Here is a 20,493-nt window from a genome sequence, read left to right on the forward strand (position 1 = left end):
GACACAACACTCTCCTACTCGACCCGCTCCGAGAAGCTCGGACGGAGCGGGTCGTGGCCTCTTCTTCTGACAGGGCTTCCGAGGGATCTCCGCGGCCCGAGCTACTGGCAGGGGTTTGGTGACGGGCCCGCATTAACGAGGACGTCGTGTGCAAGGATTCTCGCCACCCCGCCTTTGGACGTCGCCGTAATAGTATTTCGATAAGTCCCGAAGCGACTGACCTTCACGCGCACCCACGCAGTGCCGTTCTCGTCGAGAGTGCCTGTGAACGCCGCCTGTCCCGGCACAACCCCCCCGCCAGAAGGAACCCGATCTATGGGACCCTCCACCGTCATGGAGTACGTCGCTCCCGCCCGCGGCGGCGAGGTGGTAATGCGCTTGCACTCCAGCGATTGTCCCGCGATTCCGGTGTTGTGATCGAAACCACCGGCTGCACTCAGCGTAAACGGAGTAACGTCCAGGCACGCGAAAGTCAGCGAGCGGGTTTCGCCACTCCTGATCTCGACCGTCACGGGACCGGCCGGACAATCGACGTTGCGGTTGTCTTCATCTCCGTCCTCGGAACTGTTGACCGTGATCGTCGGGACCCCAGTGGGCACCTGCCGCTCGAATTCCCCGTTGGCGTCTGTCTGGATGTAATCAACAAACTTGTTTGTATCCGGGAAACCACTGGGGCTCACGATCTCGACCCACACGTTGGGTGCTCGCACACCGTCGACGGTGACTACGCCTCGGATTCTTCCGAGGAGCGGATCTGGATTGGTAAAATATGTCGCACCCCGTAACGCCTACAGTCACGACGGCAAACAGCCTGGTCAGGATGCGGCGCGATCGGTGAATCATGACTGCCTCCTGGTTTGCACCTTGGTTGGGTCTGCGCGACGATCCCTGCCGGCTCCAGCAGGGCGACGATCGCGCAGCACGCGAGCGCTGTGTGTACAACGTCCGTCTCATCGAGCACGCCGATTGATTCCGAAGCGTCCTATTTGCGCGGCCCGAAGGCCGGCCCGTGGTCGTACGTTGGTCCTCCGAGAAGCAACCCGAGCTCGGTGCCGTCGGGGCTCACCGTGAAAATGTCGGGATCGTCGGCGCTAACCCGGAAGCCAAAAAAGGCGACCTTCGACCCGTCAGGTGACCAGGCCGGTGACCAGTCTTCGCCGTCGTGATTGGTGAGCCGAACCAGGTTCGCCCCATCCGCGTTGATCGCGTAGATCTCGGTTGAGACGCCGTCGCCCTGCAGCCTCGAAACCATGCGCACGAACGCGATCCGGCTTCCGTCCGGCGACCAGCGCGGATCAGAATCCATGCGCGCGCCGGCATAGAGCACTGCTGCGCCTGAACCATCCGCGTTCATCGTCCAGATGTCGCCCCCGTCGCCCGTGACGCGGCGAAAGACGATACGCGAGCCGTCCGGCGACCAGTCGGCTTCGTGGTAGCCGTCTTTTCCGTCGGTCAGCCGCACCACGCCTGAGCCATCCGCATTCATTGTATAAATCTCCTTCGTGCCCTCGCGGTTGCTCCAGAACAGAATCCTGTCGCCGCGGGGCGACCACCTCGGGCGCACGGAGAGGCGCCCTGCGAGCACCGTCTCGTTTCCCGTGGCGAGATCGAGCACGGCGATGCCGTCCGCGGGCGTCTGATACGCGACCTTCCGACCGTCCGGCGACACGTGTGGCGAGAAGCCCTCCGCTCGAAGGCTCACGAAGTTTGTTCCGTCTGGATTCATCGCCATCAGTACGTTCCTGTTTCCCTCTGCGCGAACAAACACAATCTTGCCGGCCAGCGAGGTGGGAATGGTTGAAACCGGCGGAGGCGCGGGGGGCGTTGGTCCGACCGTCGAGCCCGCGCCTCCACTGCAATTGCAGGCGCCCATTACTGCCAATATGATGGGCAGTTTGGTAAGTGTCTTCATGAGAATGCGCTCCTCTATCTGATTGTTTTGGTTGTCCGTGTCATTCGCGATGCTATTGCTGGGGATAAACGACGTCACCAATGCTGACGGTACCGATTATTTCCACTCGATTGCCGTCGCCGAGGTGGCTGTTGTACCGCCACACCGCGACGTTCTTCGCGTGCACGTGAAGGGTGAAACCGGCTTTCGTGGGCACCACTGGCTGCGCGACCGCGATCCAATCGGTGTTATGCCAGATCCCCGCCTCACCATCGACGTCCTGCGCGTTGAGACGCATGTGGGTTATGCGGCCATTCTTTCCATTCTCGAGCTGCACCTGCAGCACGACATCATCCGTCAATGCGTACTCGGTGTAGGTTGCGCTGGCCCACAGTGGCGTCACTACGAGACAGCCGCTCTTGCCGAATACGACGGCCCATGCGTTAGGCGTAAACCCGGTCGATGGACAAGAGCTCGTGAGCGCGGGCGCATCTGCGTCCGCCAGCGCCAGATCGCCCTGCATTACGGAGGCTCCTGCAGTCGCGGGGGTCCCTCCCTTTGCCTGACGAAGCCTGCCGATGTCGAGCGGGCCGGGCGCAAGTGGATCGGTACAGCCTGGAATGGACAGCACGAGGAGAACAGTGGCGGCAATTGCGGCTATGGATCGGTTGCGGTGGTAGTCTTTCATGGTGCCTCCTGGCGACTGTGGGTCGGGTCATTCCGATCCCGTCGAGGGCGAATCTGGCGGTATCCGATTATCCGCTTCTTATTTCGCAGTTAAGCCGGGCTCGCACCGGCCAACCCGCCTCGACTCTGACATGATTGATCTGCGCGTTCTGGGCACTCTCGACCTCCGCGACAGCGAGAATGGCCGCCCGATCCTGGCCATCCTGGCGCAGCCCAAAAGGATGGCACTGCTGATCTACCTCGCTCTGGCCACGCCACGCGGGTCACATCGCCGCGAGACCCTGCTGCTTATGTTCTGGCCCGATTCGACTGAGGACCGTGCGCGCAACTCGCTCAATCAGGCCGTCTTCAACCTTCGCCGCGTGCTCGGCGAGGCTGCCGTGGTCGGCACCGGCGAGGAACTCCGCCTCTCGGACGAAGTCGTGCGATGCGATGCCGTGGAATTCGACCGGGTTCTGACGGCGAGCGACGCAGAGGGTGCGCTGCGGCTTTATGGCGGCGATCTCGTGCCCGGCTTTCACGTGGACGATTGCATCGAGTTCGAGCGCTGGCTCGACGACAAGCGACAGCAGTTGCGGGCGAAAGCCGTGGCCGCCGCGATCGGGCTCGCACAGAAAGAGGAGCGAAGCGAACACAGTGTCGCAGCGGTGGAGTTACTGCGTCGAGCCGCCCTGTGGGCTCCGTATGACGAGCCGGCCGTTACACGTCTTGTAGCGCTTCTCGCCCGGCTCGGGGACCGGCCCGGCGCGCTACGGGAGTACGACCGTTTTCGGAGCCTGCTGCAAGCGGACCTCGCGATCACGCCGTCTGCGGAACTCGACGCGCTCGTCGCGGAGATTCGGCGAGGAGAGGTTGCGGCGGCGTACCCGGTTGGAGCGCCCGGCCGCCGCGAGGCGGCGGGAGCGGACGCTTCCCGCCTGCCGGACATCCCATCGCGTCCGGAAGGCAGCGCTGCCCGTATACCGGCGTGGAGATCTGGAATGCGCCTGCGCGCGGCGGCAGCCGCGGTATTGCTGGCGATCGGGGCAGGTGCAGTCGTTCTGGCGCGCCAGTACGGAAAAGCGCGCGGACCCGCCGCAACCCCGCTCGACACGCGGCGCGTGCTCGTCGCGGCATTCGAGAACCGCACAGGCGATCGCGCCCTGGATCCCCTCGGCTACATGGCGGCCGACTGGATCACGCAGGGATTGGCTCGCACCGGGCTCGCGCGCGTGGTTCCGTTTTCGACAGTCGTCCAGGAGACGCCGCACCTCACCGCAGAGGGCTCCGCACCCGAGGTTGCGATCCCGACAGCGAACCGTCAGCTGGCGCGCCGCATCGGGGCGGGGATCCTGATTACCGGTGCGTATTATCGTGGTGGCGATTCGCTGGCGTTTCAGGGACAGATCGTTGACGTCGCCACCGGCGAAGTGCTGCGCGCCATCGAAGGCATTCGAGGCTCGACCGCGCAACCGGCAGCGGCGGTGGAGCAGCTTCAGAGGCGGACCCTCGGGACGCTCGCAACCTTGTTCGACCAGCGCCTGACCTCATGGCCTGATGTGGCGAGTCAGCCGTCGAGCCTGGAGGCGTACCAGCTCTTCTCGGATGGAATGGATCTTTTCCTGAAGGCAAATCGCGACTTTGGAACATCCGAGAGTCGGCGTCTCTACGGAGAGGCTGCGGCCAGCTTCGTGGCTGCGGCGCAAACGGACTCGGCTTTCGCCACTCCGCTGCTGTGGGCCGTTTACGCCTACATGAACGCTCGCGACTCCGCAGCTGCTGATTCTCTAATCCGGTCGCTAGAGCGCCAGCCGCTCTCGACGTGGAACCGCGCCGTGCTGAACCACCAGTTGGCGTTGCTGTCGCGCAACGCGGAAGCTCAATACGGCGCGGCGCGCGAGCTGGCCGAACTATCGCCTGATTCCGAGTGGCTGCTCAAGCTCGGCGTCGCCGCGTTCGACAGCAACCGCCCGGGGATTGCGCTTGACGTCTTCATGCGCATCAACCCCGATCGCGGCTGGATCAAAGAGTTTCCGTCATACTGGCGGCTCCGCTCGGAGTTACAGCACATAACGGGGAATTACAGCGCGGGACTGAAGGACACGCGTCGAGGCCAGCTCGCGAACCCCGGAGACACGTGGCTCCGCACACTCGAGCTCTGGGCGCTGGCCGCGCTCGGCAGAGACAACGAGATCCTGGAGCTCCTGGCGCCACGGTTGGCCGCGGGCGACGCGTTCGCCGCATGGCAGCTCACTACCGCGGTGGAGGAGCTGCGGGGACACGGTCATCGGAGGGCCTCGCGGCGCATCGTCCAATGGAGCCTGCCACTGGTGGAGTTGCTGCGGGATCCCGATGGACGCCCCAGTGCGCGCCGAGAGCGTGCCTATCTGCTGAATGAGGCGGGGCGAACTTCCGAGGCGCGGGTCCTTTATCGTGCGCTCGCCGCGGAAAGACCGGAGGAAGGTGAGTACCGCGTGCGCTCGGCGCTTCTGGCTGCACGTGAAGGTGACCAGCGCGAAGCAGTGGAGACATTGAACTGGCTGGGAACGTTGCGCGGCGCTGACCTGGGGCGTGTCGTCCCGCGGAGCGAACTCCGCTATTGGGGGTCGGCCGAGGGGTGGCACGCCGTGATGCAAGCGCGGCTCTTGGCGCAGACCGGGAATCCCGAGCGCGCCGTTGAGACGTTGCGCGTCGGTGTTTCCCGCGGTCTGAAGCACACGTACCTCCACCTGCATGACGATCCCGAGTTTGACCCGCTGCGACGGCATGCCGGCTTTCAGCAATTGTTGCGGTCGAAGGATTGAATACGTGCGCCGGTGCCACGCGCAAAATGCGAAAGGGGGGACTCGAACCCCCACGGGTTGCCCCACTGGATCCTAAGTCCAGCGCGTCTACCAGTTCCGCCACTTCCGCTTCACCACATTATAGAACACTGCCTTGACCTGCACCAACGCGGTGCGCGCTCGAATGGCGCAACGTCGTTCTCGGCGCCTCTGCGCCAGCACGCTGATCGTCCCGATCAAGAGTTCACAAGTCCAGGAGGTGACGCGCCGGTACCTCGCGCAGAAAACGAAACCGCCCTCAATGCACCGGGCATTGAGGGCGGCTCGAGGAATCAGCGGAGCTCAGCTACTCACCCGCCGATCCTGATATTCACCACTCGATTGCTGCCTTCCTGCCCGAGTGTCGTCACGTTGAAGCTCACGTAATCGCCCGGCTTCACCCTCTGAAGCACCTGCGTTAGATCCAACGGCGTCCGTATCGGACGACGCGGCCCAGGATATAGCAGCTCGTAGATAACGTCCCGTGTTCCGAGCTTCTGGTACGCCGGCCCGAGCGGGACGACGTCGGTCACCATCACACCCCGCTGATTGGGCGCCAGCTTTGCCTGCGCCGCGAGCTCCGCGGGCACCGGCTGGACCGACACGCCGAGCGTCGGGTTCACGGAGCCTCGGTTGGAGGTAGGAGAAACGGGCGCGGCCGCCGCGCTGCGAGCGGGCGTCTCGAGCTCGCCCAGCTTCACGCGAAACGACTTCTTCTGGCCGTAGCGCATGACGTCGATGTCGATATTCTCACCCGGCGCGTGATTTCTCACGATGCGTTGAAGAGTGCTCACGCGGTCAACGGGCTGTCCGTCGGCGGTGATGATGATGTCGCCAGCCTGCACGCCTGCGCGGGCCGCGGCACTCGTCGCCGACCCACCGAATCCTTCCACCTTCGCGCCGCGGATATCCTTCATCCCCGCGACCGCGGCGTCTTCAGGCGAGACCTCGTTGATCTGAATGCCAAGCACCGCAACACGCACGCGACCGTGAGCGATGATGTCCTCCATCACCTTCTTGGCAAGCGAGATCGGAATAGCGAATCCATAACCGGCGTTGACACCGGTGGGACTGGCGATGGCGCTCGTGATGCCGATCACCTCGCCGCGCGAGTTGACCAGCGGGCCTCCCGAATTGCCCGGGTTGATCGCAGCGTCAGTCTGAATCAGGTCGCTGATGGAATAGTTGGGACCGGTCCGGCTGCGATTGAGCAGGCCCGGAAGGCTCCGTCCCTTTGCGCTGATGATTCCCGCAGTGACCGTGAAGTCGAAGCCGAGTGGATTGCCGATCGCGAGCACCCACTCACCGACTCGAGTGTTGTCGTCGTTGCCGAGGGGCAGAGTCGGGAAGTCGCCGTTTCCCGTGATCTTGATCACTGCGACATCGGTAGTCGGATCATTGCCGACGACCTTCGCCTTGTAAGTGCGGTGATCGAGCAGCTGCACGGTCACCTGATCAGCGACGGTCGTCCGGTCGCTGGTCGTGACGACGTGATTGTTCGTCAGAATGTATCCGTCCTTCGACACTATGAAGCCCGAGCCGGAGCCGCCCTCGACCTGTGGCCCCTGCTGCCCGAACTGATCGAAGAAATCTTCCATTCCGGGCGGAATGGTGAGCCCGTTGGGAAGGGAACGCCTCCGCTGGCTCGTCTGCGCGGGGCGGCTTTCGGCCGAGATGGAGACGACAGCGGGCTTCACATGATCGGCGATTGTAACGAACGCGTTGCTCGCCTCCATGATCGGGGCCGTTGCCGATACCGATGGCTTGCTCTGGGCGAGGCCGAGCCGTGAAAGATCGAGGCCCCCCGACGCGATAATGAGCCCGCCAAGAAATGCGACCACGACGGCCAGGCCCCAGCGAGCACGAGATGAAAGTGAAGACATATATCTGGCTACCTTATCCAAAAGGGTTGAGTACTAATGTAAGACACCGGACGCCCTTGTCAGGTTGCGTCCGGCGTCCGTACAGCTTTCTTACTTCTTGTCGTCGACGATCTCGTAGTCGGCTTCGACCACGTCGTCGGCTTTTGCTCCGGCGCCATCCCCCTCGGGAGTGCCCGTCGGAGCGCCTTGCGGCTCTCCCTGGGAGCTTTGCGCCTGCTGCTGGTAGAACGACTGTCCGGCCTCGCTGAACACGCGGCTCAGCTCCTCCTGTGCCGACCGGATCTCGTCCATGTCGTCGCCGCGAAGCGCCTTGCGCGACCGCTCGATTGCCGAGTCGATGCGCGACTTGATGTCGGGTGAGACCTTGTCGCCCCATTCCTTGACGTTTTTCTCGACCTCGTAGGTCATCGAGTCCAGGCGATTACGGGCGTCGATCGCTTCGCGCGCCGTCTTGTCCGCCGCCGCGTTCTTTTCGGCGTCCTTGACCATGCGATCGATTTCCGCGTCGGACAAACCGCTCGATGCCTCGATGCGGATCTTCTGCTCCTTGCCCGTCGCCTTGTCCTTCGCCGTCACGTGCAGAATGCCGTTGGCGTCGATGTCGAACGTGACTTCAACCTGCGGCATGCCGCGCGGTGCCGGCGGAATTCCCGTGAGCTGGAATTTGCCGATCGTCTTGTTGTAGGTCGCGAGCTCGCGCTCTCCCTGGAGGACGTGAATCTCGACTGTCGTCTGATTGTCGTCCGCTGTGGAGAAAGTCTCGCTCTTCTTCGTCGGGATGGTGGTGTTGCGCGGGATGAGCACGGTCGTGACTCCACCGAGCGTCTCGATGCCGAGCGAGAGCGGCGTCACGTCGAGAAGGAGAACATCCTTCTGCTCGCCGGTGAGAACCGCACCCTGGATCGCTGCGCCGATTGCCACGACTTCGTCGGGATTCACTCCCTTGTTGGGCTCCTTCCCGAAGAACTTCTTCACGATCTCCTGAATTTTCGGAATGCGTGTCGATCCACCGACGAGAATCACTTCGTCGATCTCGTTCGGCTTGATGCCCGCGTCCTTGAGCGCCTGCTCCATCGGCGGAATCGTCCGCTGAATGAGATCGTCGACGAGCTGCTCGAACTTCGCCCGGGTGAGCGAATAGTTGAGGTGCTTAGGGCCGCTCTGGTCGGCGGTGATAAAGGGAAGATTGATGTCGGTGGACTGTGTGGTGCTGAGCTCCATCTTCGCCTTCTCGGCCGCTTCCTTCAGACGCTGCAGCGCCATCGGATCCTTCGAGAGGTCGATTGCCTGGTCGCGCTTGAATTCGGTGACGAGCCAGTCTATCACACGCTGGTCGAAATCATCGCCGCCAAGGTGCGTGTCGCCGTTGGTCGATTTCACCTCGAACTGCCGCGATCCCTCGACGTCGTACAGCTCGAGGACCGAGATGTCGTACGTGCCGCCGCCAAGGTCGAACACGGCGACCTTTTCATCCTTCTTCTTGTCGAGACCGTAGGCGAGTGCCGCGGCCGTCGGCTCGTTGATGATTCGGAGGACGTCGAGACCCGCGATCTTGCCGGCGTCCTTCGTCGCCTGGCGCTGCGAGTCGTTGAAGTAGGCGGGAACAGTGACCACGGCCTTTTCGACCTTGTAGCCGAGATAGTCTTCGGCAGTCTGCTTCATCTTCTGGAGGATCATCGCCGAGATCTCGGGCGGCGAGTAGCGCTTGCCCTGAACCTCGACCATCGAGACGTCGTTCGAGCCGGGAACTACTTTATAAGGAACGCGCCCCGCCTCTTCCTTGACCTCACTCATCTTGCGGCCCATGAACCGCTTGATCGAGAAGACCGTGTTCTGAGGGTTGGTGACGGCCTGCCGTTTAGCGATCTGGCCGACCAGGCGCTCGCCGTCCTTCGTGAAGCCGACTACGGAGGGGGTCGTACGACCGCCCTCGGCGTTGGGAATGACGACCGGATCGCCGCCTTCCATGACGGCGACGACCGAATTCGTCGTACCCAGGTCGATTCCAATTACCTTGTCTGCCATGTATTCCTCTTAGTGGGTGATGCTTTTTGGTGGTCCCCCGTAAGAGGCAATCCCGGGGCCGTTAATCTCTGCCAAAACGGCGCGATTTCCGGACCAGACGACCGAAGTCTGGCCGGTTTCTCGCTGATATCGAGCCGATGTCAGATTCGCACGCCAAATGATACCACTCAGCGACGAGCATCCGACACTTCGTACGCCTGTCATGACGTACGCAATACTCGCGACGCTCGTCGGGACGTGGGTATTCGTCCAGGGCGCCGGCTTCAACCAGCAGCAGCTCGCCATCAGCATCTGTAACCTTGGCATGGTGCCTGGGGAGATCACGCACCAGGCGAGGCTTGGGACCGGCGTTCCGCTCGGCGACGGCCTGGCCTGTGTCATCGATGATCAGCAGGTAAACATCCTAACTCCAGTCATCTCCATGTTTCTGCATGGAGGTTGGGGGCATCTGCTGGGCAACTGCCTTTTTTTCTGGGTGTTCGGCAATAATGTCGAAGACAGCATGGGCCGCGTCCGCTTCGTCGTCTTCTATCTGCTCTGTGGGCTCGCGGCCGCGGCGACCCACATACTTGTTCAGCCGGGCTCGCCGGTGCCAACCGTTGGTGCGTCCGGGGCGATTTCCGGGGTGCTCGGCGCCTATCTTGTGCTATATCCCAAGGTACGGGTGCGAATGCTCTTTTATTTCCTTGTCTTCTTCCGCGTGATTCCGGTTCCGGCCTGGGCCGTACTGCTTTGGTGGTTCGCGTGGCAGGTGATCAGCGGCCTGCCAGAGCTCATGAGCGTGCGCCCTGAAGTCTCGGGTGGCGTAGCGGTCTGGGCGCACATCGGCGGCTTCGTCGCCGGACTGATACTCGTGAAGCTGTTCGAGAATCCAGCGCTCGTAGCGCGTCGTGATATTCCTGCGGACCTCCAGCCACGGTACAGATAGTCATGACCTACGATCAATCGCTTTTCATAAATCGTGAGCTGAGCTGGCTCGAGTTCAACGCGCGTGTGCTGCACGAGGCGTTCGATGACCGGAACCAGCTTCTCGAGCGACTCAAGTTCCTGGCGATTTACAGCACCAACCTCGACGAATTCTACATGGTTCGAGTCGCCGGCCTGCGGCGCCAGGTTGCGACGGGAGCGCGGCTCACTCCGCCCGACGGGATGACTCCGCAGGAGCAGCTCGACGCGATCCAGGAGCGCGTGAGCCGGCTTGTCCGGGATGCGCGTCACTGTCTGCATGATCTTCTGCTGCCGGCGCTGGAAGAGCAGGGTATCAAGCTCGTCGGCATGACTGACCTCACATCCGCCGAGTGGCAGGCGGTGGACGAGTTCTTCGAGACGCAGGTCTTTCCGGTTCTGACGCCTCTCGCCGTCGAGCCGGGCCAGTCGTTTTCGTACATCTCGAATCTTTCGCTGGCTCTTGCCGTCGAGCTGTACGATCCGGAGCGCGGCGTCGAGCATATCGCGCGCGTCAGGGTTCCAAAGACGCTTCCACGCTGGGTACCCGCCGGTCGCGACCTCACGTTCATTCCGCTCGAGCAGGTAATCGGCGCGAATCTAAGCGCGCTCTTTCCCGGCATGGAGGTCAGGAGCTACTACTCGTTTCGCGTGACGCGCTACTCCGACCTCGAGCTCCCGAATTTCGAGGAGGACGACGACCTCCTCGCGCTCATCGAGGAACAGGTATTCCAGCGCCGATTCGCCGAAGTGGTCAGGATCGAGGTGCAGGAGGGAATTCCGGCGTCGTTACGGAAGCTGCTCCTCGAAGAGCTGCAGGAGGACCGGCCGCCTGAGATGCCCCCGCTGACGGATGACGACGTCGTCGAGACTGGTCCTTTGCTCGACCTGGGAGACCTGCACGCGCTGGCCGTGCTGGAGATTCCCGAGCTTCGTGATCCACCGCTGGTGCAGCACACTCCCGTCGAGCTGCGCGATCCGTCGCGCTCGATTTTCGATGTGATCTCCGAGCGGGACGTTCTCGTTCACCATCCGTTCGACGCGTTCTCGACGACTGTCGACCGCTTCGTGACGAGCGCCGCCGCCGACCCCGACGTGCTCGCGATCAAGATGACTTTGTACCGGACCTCCGGCGACACGGTGATCGTGCGCGCGCTGACGGACGCCGCGAATCGCGGCAAGCAGGTAACGGTGCTCATCGAGCTGCAGGCGCGGTTCGAGGAAGCCAACAACATCGCGTGGGCGCGGACGCTGGAGAGCGCGGGGGTGCACGTCTCCTACGGGCTCGCCGGCCTCAAGACCCACAGCAAGACTACGCTCATCGTGCGCCGCGAGGCCGGCGGGATCAGGCGGTACGGCCACATCGGCTCCGGAAACTACAATTCGAAAACCGCGCGCACGTACACGGACATCGGCTTGTTCACTTCGAGTCCGTCAGTGGGAGCCGACCTCACCGACCTGTTCAACGCGCTCACGGGTTTTTCGCGGCAGAGCCTGTTTCGAAAGCTCATCGTGGCGCCCGCCAACATGCGACGCCGGTTCATTGAGCTCATTGCCAGGGAAGCGGCGGCGGCTATGGAAGGACGCTCCGCCAGGATTATCGCGAAAATGAACTCCCTGGTCGACGCGGAGCTCATCGACGCGCTTTACTCTGCGTCGCAGGCGGGCGTGGAGATAGACCTGCTCGTGCGCGGGATCTGCTGTCTCCGCCCCGGAGTCAGCGGGGTGAGTGACCGGATCAGGGTGAGGAGTCTAGTCGGACGATTTCTGGAGCACTCTCGCGTTTTCTTTTTTGCGAACGGCGGGAACGAGGAATACTACTTCGGATCATCCGACTGGATGCCGCGTAATCTCGACCGCCGGGTCGAAGCGGTGGCACCGGTCGACGACTCTGATCTGCGGGCCCGCCTCTGTGCACTCCTGAAGCTCTGTCTCGCCGATAACACGCTTGCGTGGGATCTGGCCCCGGACGGCGCTTACACGCAGCGTCATCCGGAAGGAGACAGGGAGATAGCGACGCACGACCTGCTTGTTGGCGATCCGTGGGGACTCTCGGCCTTTACCGAGCCCGAAGGGAAACCAGAAATACCGGAAGCAGCATCAGAAGATGGGGAAGCAGCCTCGACGACCAGACTTCAGTCCGCTTTGCCGTCCTCGTCCTCGTAGGTAACAACCTTTCCATCGGGCGCTACGATCTCCACTCGAGCGTCTGCCACGCGCGAGAGCAGCCTGGATTTTCTGGCCGCACCCCACAGCTCTAGACGAATGCCCACCGCCTTGGGATTCGGGATGGCGGTAAGACGGAGAGCACGCCTCGTCCAGCGTACTCGCACACTGTCCACGGCCCCGGCGTGACCGCGGTCGAATCCATCCGCAACTCTCAGAATCGCCGAAAGCCGGACCACCTTCGCGCGCAGAGCGGCGTCGAGTGAGACGAAGTTCTCGTGCCGCTTCTTGGGCGCTGCACCGCGGTGATATCGCGCGACATTCGCGACAACCATCTGGTCGGCAGGCGTCATGCCGAGCAGCTCCGCGTGCTGCACCAGGTGATAGGAATGCTTGTGGTGCTTCTCGTAGTTGATGTGGTAGCCGATGTCGTGCAGGAGCGCAGCGTCAGCCAGCAGCTGTCGCTCGTCGGCCTGGCATCCGATGCGCTGGCCGATTGCGTCGAAGATCTGCAGGGCAAGCTTCTGTACGTGACGTGCGTGCGGTCCCTCGTAATGTGATCGCTCTGCCAGCTCTTTTACGGAACGCTCGCGCGCTTCACCAGGATCCGCCACCGTTGGAGTGACGCGTGCCGCCTCGAGAAGGATGCCCTCGCGAATGCCGTATGCCGACACAACGAGCTCACGTGCCTCGAGACGAGCGAGGACCTCGGCGCCGACTGCAAGTCCGGCAACGATAATGTCGGCGCGCTCCTTGTTGAGCCCCGGCATCAGCGCGCGCTCTGTGGGTGACATGCTGGCGAGAGTGTCGACTATGTGCTCGAGATCGACGCGCGGGACCACTGTTCCGTGGATCGTGCGCGCCGTTTCCATTCCCTGACGCGCGAGATGGATGCTCGCGAGGTTGGTGAACGTTCCACCCGATGCGATGATGCGAGCACGGCCCCAGTGGCGCGCCGAGAGCTGCTTCGAGAGCTCCCGGCGAACGCGCTTGCGCAGGCGGACCACGCCCTTCATTCCGCGATTGTCGGTGAGAAACTCCTCGGTCATCCGGATCGCCCCGAACGGCAACGAGATAAAGCGATCCACGAGACCGTCGGCGCTGAGGACCAGCTCGAGCGAGCCGCCGCCGATGTCCATGATCACGGAGCGGCCGGCGGCAAGATCAAAGTGTGCAAGCGCGCTGCGAAAGCTGAGTCGTGCCTCGTCCTCGCCATTGATGACTCGGATCTTGAGCCCTGTCTCCTCCCTTACGAGCGCGAGAAACTCCTGCCTGTTGCTCGCTTCCCGCACAGCGCTGGTGGCGACAACTTCGATCCGACGGCAGCCCTGCTGCTTCGCCAATGCCGCCATGCGTGCGAGGGCGCTCAAAGCATTCTGCATCGCTGGTCCGCTCAGCGCTCCCGTGCGCTCCACTCCGGCGCCAAGCCTGGGAGCGGCTTTCATTTCGTCCACGACTCTGATCGCGCCGTTGGCGCCGACGTCGGCGATAATCTGCCTGATGGAGTTCGATCCGATGTCGATCGCGGCAATGCGCGTCGAGCTGTCAGCGCTCGGCGTCGGTGGCTTGTTCGAGCTCACCGTCAGCTGAAGGTTTCGCGTTGCCTGCGTCATTGCGTCATAGCGTAACTAGTGACATATCCGGCCGCCCGGATCCCAGATTCGCCCCTCCGTGTCCAGAAAAGCATGACGGTATTCCCCGTCGCCAAGCGTGAGTTTCAGAACCCCAAAATGGCCTTGAATCTGCACAGCCGAGCTTGGCGACAGCACACTGCGTACTCCTCGAAGGTCCGCCCCGCCGGTCCCCACGATTATCTGCGTGATGCCCCTTACGGTATCGGGGACGCCCGCCGGAGTCTGCGGATAGAAGCGCTCGTAGTGATGCTCATGACCGTTCACCACGAGATCGACTCCCGCCTCATACAGAATCGTCCACAGCCCGTGCATTTGTGGACTGTCTCCGTGGCTTCCCGAGCTGAAAAGGGGCTTATGAAAATACGCCATCGTACATGGCTTCGCGTGATCCTTGAGGTCTTTGCGGAGCCACTCTTCCTGTCCCGCATCGGCGACTGAGCCAACTGTCAGCTCGCTGTTCAACGCGATCACATGCCATTCCCCGAGGTCATAGCTGTAATACCCCTTACCTGCCGGGCCGGCTCGTTCGCCAAAGTACCTGTAGTATCCCGTGCCGCTCCGCATCTCGAAATCGTGATTGCCCGGCGTTGGATGAATCCATTTCATGATGGATCTCGCTCTATTCCCCCACGACGGCGTGAAGCACCGCACGAAGAAATCGTCGTACCCTCTCGCGCCGGACGGATACGCATTGTCGCCGACGGTAAAGACCGCGTTCGGTACGTTCGCGGCGCTGTCGGCCTTGAGCACGCTGTCGACAAGCACTGCTGTTGCTTCATCTCCGACGCTCCCGCAGACCGCAATATCGCCGGCGCCGATCATCACCGCAGCGCCGGCGAGAGCGATCTCAGCAGCAGAAGCGCCGGCCGCTGGCGGCGTCTTGATCTCTGGAGGACAGGCGACGCCGAATAACGGAATCACGGCGAGCAGCATCAGCGACCGATTCCGCAGCGTAATGCCCGATCGGTGCCTGCGATTGCCCTGCGACGGACTCGTTATGGCTGTTTCTCTGCTTGCCTCAGAATGCAAACCCAAGACTGGTGAGGACGCGACGGTCGGGATTGTTCGTGTAAAGAACCGTGAGGCTGGTCTCGGGCCTGATGATCCCGATCCAGAATCCTGCCCCTGTGCCTTTGTGCCACCCGCCCGGCGATTCACCATCAACATAAACCCGCGCCATGTCGACGAAACCAAGAGCGCCGACGTCCAACGGAAGAATCAAGGGAAATTTCGCGATCGGAACGCGGAGCTCGCCACTGCCGTACAGCGAAGCGGCTCCGGCATATCGCTGCCGGTGCTCTGTACGGAGGGAGTTCGACCCGCCAATGAAAGCCGCGTCGAAGTAAGGGAATTCGCCGAACAGCTTTTTCCCGCCTGCCCGGAGGGCCACTACAGGACGCGTCAGCATGGGCACGGTGAGATACGCTGTCGCGACCGCCGCGAGCTCCTCGTACGCGCTTTCCGCGTCCCACATGCCGGGGTAATAGCTCCCGGTCAAATCCAGGGTTCCCCAGAATGGCGGATCCTCCGGCGGAATCACTGTAAAGGGGCCTTTCGTCACTCCGGTATCGATGGTCATCCGGGTGTCGTGATAGAGCTTGAGCTGGAGCCCGGCCTGACCGAAAGTCGCGAAGCCGTACGGCCGCTCCTGCGCTATGAACCGATTTACGGCGCTATCCGTCGTCGTATAGCGCACGATCGGCCCCAGCGACACATCGCTCTCGGGACCAAAGGAGAAACCCACCGCGGGGCGGAAGCTCCATTGCCGCTGTCGCACGTCGTAAAAGTCTCCCGTCAGGTTCGGCACGTCGTTTCCGAACCCGCGGAATTCAACGACCTCGAGCTGCGTCATTCTCGCCGCTGTGGGAATGTGAAGACCCGATTCTGCGAACCGGTTGTCCGTGTCGAGGCCGATGTCGAAACCACGGATTGTCGTCGAATACGCCGCTGTCGCTTTGATCATGCTGGCGTACGGGATCTTTCGGAAGCCGTATTTGTAGCGCGCGATGCCGATCTTCGGGACCAGGCCCAGGCCGTGACCGGTCTTGATGCCGACGACTGGACGGATGCTTGTGCCGCGGTCACGCTTCGGGGGAATCAGGGTGCCGTACGCGCTGACCCACGGACGGCGATTGAAGTCGAGCAGAGATTCGTCGACCTCCTCTTCCTCCTTTTCTTTCCCTTCCTCTTTCGGCTTATCGGCTTTTCCCTGCGCGCCGGCGACATCGGGCTTGTCCGTTTTGTCGGCGTTTTCGGTCGTATCGGGCTCGTACCTGACCCCGCTCACACTCCCAACGTCATAGAGCCGTGTGGGGTTGCTCCGGCCCCCGACCGTGGAGGAATCCACCATCGAGTTCTCGCCGTTGCCCCCGATGATTCGCACGGGAATGCTCTGCTGCACTCGGCCTGTCACGAGCGCGACGTCATTGCCGCCGTGCAGGTAAAGACGGATTTCCCTTGTTTCCCGTGCGTCGAAGCGGCGCACGAAGTACGGCGGGTTGCTTCCCGACTGGAGGCTGACGTCGACGAATCCGTCGCCCGAGCGGACTGCGGTTGCCAGCTCGTCACCGTCGGTCGCGTGGACGTCCGCAACGGAGAAAAGCGTTTGGTAGTAACCGAGCGCGGTTGCCGGGAGCTGATCCCGGCGTGCCTTGAGCCTGGCCACAATCTCCGCGAAGGTGCCGGCGTATTCCCGAGGCATGCCGCGCACCGCCTCCTCGATAACCGAATCGTTTACGCGTTGAACGATGCTGCGAGCCACCGAATCCCAGACCGATTTCTCCAACCCGACGAGGAGTCGGCGGTCGAACTCTATGGCGTTGTCGAACAGACCGGTAATGGGAGGATATGTGCTGTCGAAAGTCACGAGGCTGGGCAGGGCAAGTCGCGCGAGCCCGAGAAGCGTCCCACCGTACGAGACAAAGACCTTGTCCCGGTCACGGGAAATTGGAAACCATGGGCCGCCTGGGCGGAGTCGCGCCCATTTCCACTGACCCGGATGACGGTCGTTATCGTTGAGCAGCATGTCGACGAGTCTCACCGTCAGCATCGCACGCGCATCCACGACGTGCACCGGCTCCTTGTTTATGTTCTTGAGCAAGTCCTCGGTGTTGGTGATGTCGACGGCGCGCGCGAACGCCGGAGTCGGATGGGGGGTGCTCGGATACTCCTCGATTGTGCCGAGTATTCCTCCGAACTCCTTGCGGAACTCGCCGAGGAGCGGATCGTCGGGCATCATTACGACAGTCGGGTTGGGATGGAGCACCCCGGTGGCATTCAGGAACGGCGGAGCTGCGACGGGCGCCGTCGGGTGTGAGGCGCTGCGAAGGTCGAGGCCTATGCTCTTGATGATTGTGCCGTCGAAGTAGTCCGGCATGCTGAGCAGTCTCTTGTAAATCGGCCGGAACACGTACTCCGAGCTGTCGGGCGCCATGAAGCGCAGGTTATTGGACTGCTTGCCGCCTCCCATCTTGGTTGGCTTAATGCCACCGGCAAATCGTCGCAGATCCAGAACCGGTACGCTGATAGGCGTTTCCCAGAGATCGCGGTAGTTGTCGCCGAGAAGCGCGCGGTGGAGGCCGCCGGCTTCGTACGCCGTGCTCGCCGCGACGACTGTGTCCTTGATGGCTGGCGGCGAGGAGGTCGCTTGCGACAGCGCGCTCGTCGGCGAGTATATGCTCAGAAGAAGGCCGATTGCTATGGTAAGGCGGACGTTCAGGATCATGGGCGCCAGCGATAAAGTGTGATAGAGGCGGGTGAGTTCGACGCTTCGTCGCTAACGATGAGGAGGTTGTCGCTCGTGATGGCGACGCCCTCCGGCTGCGGGTGTTTGCCGGGCAGCTCTTCGGAGCGCTCGACCTGGCCCGCGGGAGTGATCTCGATCAGTGCCTTTTCCTGGGATGAGATGAGAACGTAGTTGCCCGTTGCAGGATCGATCGTGATATCGGACGGATGCACGCCTTTCCAGCCGTTTGATCCGACGGCTTCGGACATCGGAATGCTGAGCATGGTGAGCCTTGCCGAATCCGGTCCCTGAAGCCGCCACCGATAGATCACCAGCTGGTCGCGCGGCAGCTTCTTGGTAGTGCGCTTGCACGGCATGACCAGCCACGCGCTGTCGCGCTGGAACGCGACGCCTTCGAACTCGCACTCCTTGCCCAGCCGCGTGTCGATCGTAGAGTAGCGAACTGCGGCATCGTTCGCTCCCTCCCTGAATTGATAAAGCGTGCCGTTGCTGGTGATCATGTAAATGTCGCTGCCGGCAAAGGTTATTCCCTCGAAGTCACCGGCAAGGCCGCTGCCGATTGTGAACTTTTTGAGAACTACGCCAGTCTTGGGGTTCAGCACAGTGACCCTGGCAAGCTCATCCCCATGCGCAAACAGCCTGCCGTCAGGTGTCAGCGCGATTCCCGAAATCTCCTGAAGCTCGGGTGGCATACTCCACATCGCCACGGGCGTCATCTTTCCCGGAGTCGAGTCTGCCTGTGCAAGACGGCGCTCCAGCAGTTGTTCCCGCTCCCGCTCCGCGGCCTTGATCTGTGCCGCGCTTGCCTGAGCGGACTCGCGGCAACCTGAGGCGGCGGCAACTGCGCCGAGGACGAGTCCGAGAAGGCGGGCTGCTCTCAAGACTTTTTCCCGTCCTGACTCTGAAGCGGCTCCGCAAGCTCGAGATCCGCCGATGCGATCATGCCGTCGGAGTTGTTGTGAATTGCAGTCAGCACTTCGTCCCGCGGTACAGTCTTCTTCAGGCGCAGCAGATAATAGATCTGCGAAGGCTTTCCGGTATTCTGCACGACCTCGTCGAGCTTCCAACGTTTCGTCAGCTTCTGGAGCACCATCTCTGCCTGAGCCTGCGCTTCCGGGACATAGTCCGTGCTGATGGTCAGCACAGCGTTGTAGCGGGGCTTCTTGCTCTTACTCCCGATGACCTTGCGCACGCGGTCGAAACGGTCCGCCAGCACATCGGCCTTCTCAGGCGTCAGCGAGAGGACGAGATCACGGTCGGGGATCTCGTGTGCACCAGTCTGGCTGGCAAGACTCTCCAAGGGCCCAGCCCACTGCGAGGAGGCGGTAGGCGTGAGGATGTTTCTGCCGTAGTCGTACCGCCAGGTGAGAAGCAGCAGAAGGTTGAAGACGATCGAGACGATCGCTCCCACGGCAAGTGACTGTACTCCCGCGGCGAACCCGACGCCGATGCTGAGGAAGACGAACACGAGATCACGCGTGTCACGCAGATTCGTCCGGAATCGCACTGCACCAACGACGCCGGCGAGGCTGAAGGCGAGAGCCAGGCTGTTCTGCACCACGATGATGATTCCAGCGACGACGATCGGCAGTATGATCAGCGTCTGGACCAGAGCCTGACTGTGACCCGGTATCGGGCGCGCCGACATGTAGACCCACGAAACGGGCAGCATCAGCACGATCGTGCCAAGGAGAATGAGGAGTGTGACGATCGAGACCTCCCCCAGCGAACCGGCACCAAATCCGGCAACGCCTCGTTCATCGGCCACGAGCGCGTCGGGGAGGAGCTGCGGGCTACCTGCCGCCGTGTCTACACTTTTCCCCGCGACCTGGCGAATTATGTCGGGGAACAAATACCATAGAACAGCGACGACCACGGCGACGACTGCATAGTAGGCAAATAGTCGTCGCAGGGGACGGTCGGAGCCCTGTGTCATGATATCTATGATCTGCTTGAGCACGATCATGGTGCCCTCCAATGCAATTTGGACGCCGGTTTGACGCTGCAGTGTGCTGAGCAGTGGCTCGCTACGCAATGGCGGGGTAAATTCCGGGCTCGCCCGCCGCTACGGCCCGATAAAACCCGCCAAACTGGGAAACATCATTGAAGCTCATTCCACGTGACGAACAGTTTTACGACATGTTCCTGGCCGTTGCGCAGCGGCTCACTGGCTCGGCAACGCTGCTTCATGAGGTGTTCAAGAACCCCGCGGCGCTGGAGGAGAACGTTGCGCGGATCAAGGCGCTCGAGCACGAAGCCGACAATCTCACGCACGATGTGGTCGACCGCATCGACACGACGTTCGTCACGCCCTTCGACCGCGAAGACATCCACGAGCTGGCCCGAGCGCTGGACGACGTCGTCGATCTGATCGACGGCGCGGCGCGCCGGACGGCCATCTTTCACATCAAGGAAGCGACACCGTTCGGCGTCACGCTGTCCGACGTCCTGATGCGCTCGGCCCGTTGCATCGAAGAAACCGTCGCGAAGATGAAGGATCCAAAGGTGGTTCATGCCGGCAATCGCCAACTGAAGCTGCTGGAAGAGGAGGGAGACGCGATCTATCACGACGCGCTCGAGGGCCTGTTCGCGCAGACTACCGATGCGATTCTCGTCATCAAGTGGAAGGAGCTGTACGACAAGATCGAGGACGCCATCGACCACTGCGAAGACGTCGGCAGCGTTCTGCGCAGCATCTCACTCAAGAACGCATAAG

15 protein-coding genes and 1 tRNA gene are annotated in these 20,493 nt (G+C 62.2%); 5 read left to right on the top strand and 11 right to left on the bottom strand.

The genetic code is table 11. The features are described 5' to 3' along the window. Positions 1 to 101: 101 nt before the first annotated feature. Positions 102 to 710 (bottom strand): hypothetical protein, encoded by a 609-nt coding sequence (locus VES88_04345; protein ID HYN80709.1) that lies wholly within the window; start codon positions 708 to 710, stop codon positions 102 to 104. 131 nt (positions 711 to 841) lie between these two features. On the opposite strand from VES88_04345, the gene VES88_04350 reads away from it, so the two are divergent. Then, a complete protein-coding gene (locus VES88_04350) occupies positions 842 to 970 on the top strand; it encodes a hypothetical protein (protein HYN80710.1) in 129 nt (42 codons plus the stop codon). 12 nt (positions 971 to 982) lie between these two features. Here the strand turns inward: VES88_04350 and VES88_04355 are convergent, their stop codons facing one another. After that, the gene (locus VES88_04355) at positions 983 to 1,912 is read right to left on the bottom strand and encodes a hypothetical protein (protein ID HYN80711.1); all 930 of its coding nucleotides are present in this window, start codon (positions 1,910 to 1,912) and stop codon (positions 983 to 985) included. 52 nt (positions 1,913 to 1,964) lie between these two features. Then, positions 1,965 to 2,579 carry a hypothetical protein gene (locus VES88_04360; protein ID HYN80712.1) on the bottom strand — a complete coding sequence of 205 codons (615 nt, stop codon included), beginning with the start codon at positions 2,577 to 2,579 and terminating at the stop codon, positions 1,965 to 1,967. A 130-nt stretch (positions 2,580 to 2,709) separates the two neighbouring features. Between VES88_04360 and VES88_04365 the strand changes: the two genes are divergently transcribed. Beyond that, positions 2,710 to 5,361, top strand: a complete 2,652-nt coding sequence (locus VES88_04365) for a BTAD domain-containing putative transcriptional regulator (protein HYN80713.1) — start codon at positions 2,710 to 2,712, stop codon at positions 5,359 to 5,361. A 27-nt stretch (positions 5,362 to 5,388) separates the two neighbouring features. On the opposite strand, the gene VES88_04370 is transcribed toward VES88_04365, so the two are convergent. From VES88_04370 to dnaK, 3 genes are all read right to left on the bottom strand, one after another. Next, positions 5,389 to 5,470 (bottom strand) — tRNA-Leu (locus VES88_04370). 220 nt (positions 5,471 to 5,690) lie between these two features. Continuing rightward, a complete protein-coding gene (locus VES88_04375) occupies positions 5,691 to 7,262 on the bottom strand; it encodes a trypsin-like peptidase domain-containing protein (protein ID HYN80714.1) in 1,572 nt (523 codons plus the stop codon). A 90-nt stretch (positions 7,263 to 7,352) separates the two neighbouring features. Next, complete coding sequence (gene dnaK, locus VES88_04380) at positions 7,353 to 9,287, bottom strand: molecular chaperone DnaK (GenBank protein HYN80715.1); 1,935 nt, start codon at positions 9,285 to 9,287, stop codon at positions 7,353 to 7,355. A gap of 157 nt (positions 9,288 to 9,444) precedes the next feature. Between dnaK and VES88_04385 the strand changes: the two genes are divergently transcribed. Next, on the top strand, positions 9,445 to 10,215 hold the full coding sequence (locus VES88_04385) for a rhomboid family intramembrane serine protease (protein HYN80716.1): 771 nt from the start codon (positions 9,445 to 9,447) through the stop codon (positions 10,213 to 10,215). Positions 10,216 to 10,217: 2 nt separating this feature from the next. Then, on the top strand, positions 10,218 to 12,398 hold the full coding sequence (ppk1, locus tag VES88_04390) for a polyphosphate kinase 1 (protein HYN80717.1): 2,181 nt from the start codon (positions 10,218 to 10,220) through the stop codon (positions 12,396 to 12,398). Here the strand turns inward: ppk1 and VES88_04395 are convergent. From VES88_04395 to VES88_04415, 5 genes are all read right to left on the bottom strand, one after another. Continuing rightward, positions 12,368 to 14,011, bottom strand: a complete 1,644-nt coding sequence (locus VES88_04395) for a Ppx/GppA phosphatase family protein (GenBank protein HYN80718.1) — start codon at positions 14,009 to 14,011, stop codon at positions 12,368 to 12,370. The two genes, ppk1 and VES88_04395, sit on opposite strands and share 31 nt — an antisense overlap. Before the next feature lie 15 nt (positions 14,012 to 14,026). Beyond that, positions 14,027 to 14,965, bottom strand: a complete 939-nt coding sequence (locus VES88_04400) for a metallophosphoesterase (protein HYN80719.1) — start codon at positions 14,963 to 14,965, stop codon at positions 14,027 to 14,029. An 85-nt stretch (positions 14,966 to 15,050) separates the two neighbouring features. Next, the gene (locus VES88_04405; GenBank protein ID HYN80720.1) at positions 15,051 to 17,756 is read right to left on the bottom strand and encodes a hypothetical protein; all 2,706 of its coding nucleotides are present in this window, start codon (positions 17,754 to 17,756) and stop codon (positions 15,051 to 15,053) included. Next, on the bottom strand, positions 17,753 to 18,658 hold the full coding sequence (locus tag VES88_04410) for an SdiA-regulated domain-containing protein (GenBank protein HYN80721.1): 906 nt from the start codon (positions 18,656 to 18,658) through the stop codon (positions 17,753 to 17,755). Before VES88_04410 ends, VES88_04405 begins: the two co-directional genes overlap by 4 nt. Continuing rightward, positions 18,655 to 19,743 carry a DUF4956 domain-containing protein gene (locus VES88_04415; GenBank protein HYN80722.1) on the bottom strand — a complete coding sequence of 363 codons (1,089 nt, stop codon included), beginning with the start codon at positions 19,741 to 19,743 and terminating at the stop codon, positions 18,655 to 18,657. Before VES88_04415 ends, VES88_04410 begins: the two co-directional genes overlap by 4 nt. Before the next feature lie 137 nt (positions 19,744 to 19,880). Between VES88_04415 and VES88_04420 the strand changes: the two genes are divergently transcribed. Continuing rightward, entirely contained in the window at positions 19,881 to 20,492 is a 612-nt protein-coding gene (locus VES88_04420; protein ID HYN80723.1) for a DUF47 family protein, read from the top strand. Position 20,493: the final 1 nt, after the last annotated feature.

It is taken from the genome of Gemmatimonadaceae bacterium, from assembly GCA_035633115.1.
Lineage (GTDB): Bacteria > Gemmatimonadota > Gemmatimonadetes > Gemmatimonadales > Gemmatimonadaceae > UBA4720.

Excerpts from the sequence above, each read along its gene's own strand:
- VES88_04350 (HYN80710.1), top strand. The coding sequence starts at position 842 with ATGACTGCCTCCTGGTTTGCACCTTGGTTGGGTCTGCGCGACGATCCC.
- VES88_04355 (HYN80711.1), bottom strand. The coding sequence starts at position 1,912 with ATGAAGACACTTACCAAACTGCCCATCATATTGGCAGTAATGGGCGCC.
- VES88_04360 (HYN80712.1), bottom strand. The coding sequence starts at position 2,579 with ATGAAAGACTACCACCGCAACCGATCCATAGCCGCAATTGCCGCCACT.
- VES88_04365 (HYN80713.1), top strand. The coding sequence starts at position 2,710 with ATGATTGATCTGCGCGTTCTGGGCACTCTCGACCTCCGCGACAGCGAG.
- VES88_04375 (HYN80714.1), bottom strand. The coding sequence starts at position 7,262 with ATGTCTTCACTTTCATCTCGTGCTCGCTGGGGCCTGGCCGTCGTGGTC.
- dnaK (HYN80715.1), bottom strand. The coding sequence starts at position 9,287 with ATGGCAGACAAGGTAATTGGAATCGACCTGGGTACGACGAATTCGGTC.
- VES88_04385 (HYN80716.1), top strand. The coding sequence starts at position 9,445 with ATGATACCACTCAGCGACGAGCATCCGACACTTCGTACGCCTGTCATG.
- ppk1 (HYN80717.1), top strand. The coding sequence starts at position 10,218 with ATGACCTACGATCAATCGCTTTTCATAAATCGTGAGCTGAGCTGGCTC.
- VES88_04395 (HYN80718.1), bottom strand. The coding sequence starts at position 14,011 with ATGACGCAGGCAACGCGAAACCTTCAGCTGACGGTGAGCTCGAACAAG.
- VES88_04400 (HYN80719.1), bottom strand. The coding sequence starts at position 14,965 with ATGCTGCTCGCCGTGATTCCGTTATTCGGCGTCGCCTGTCCTCCAGAG.
- VES88_04405 (HYN80720.1), bottom strand. The coding sequence starts at position 17,756 with ATGATCCTGAACGTCCGCCTTACCATAGCAATCGGCCTTCTTCTGAGC.
- VES88_04415 (HYN80722.1), bottom strand. The coding sequence starts at position 19,743 with ATGATCGTGCTCAAGCAGATCATAGATATCATGACACAGGGCTCCGAC.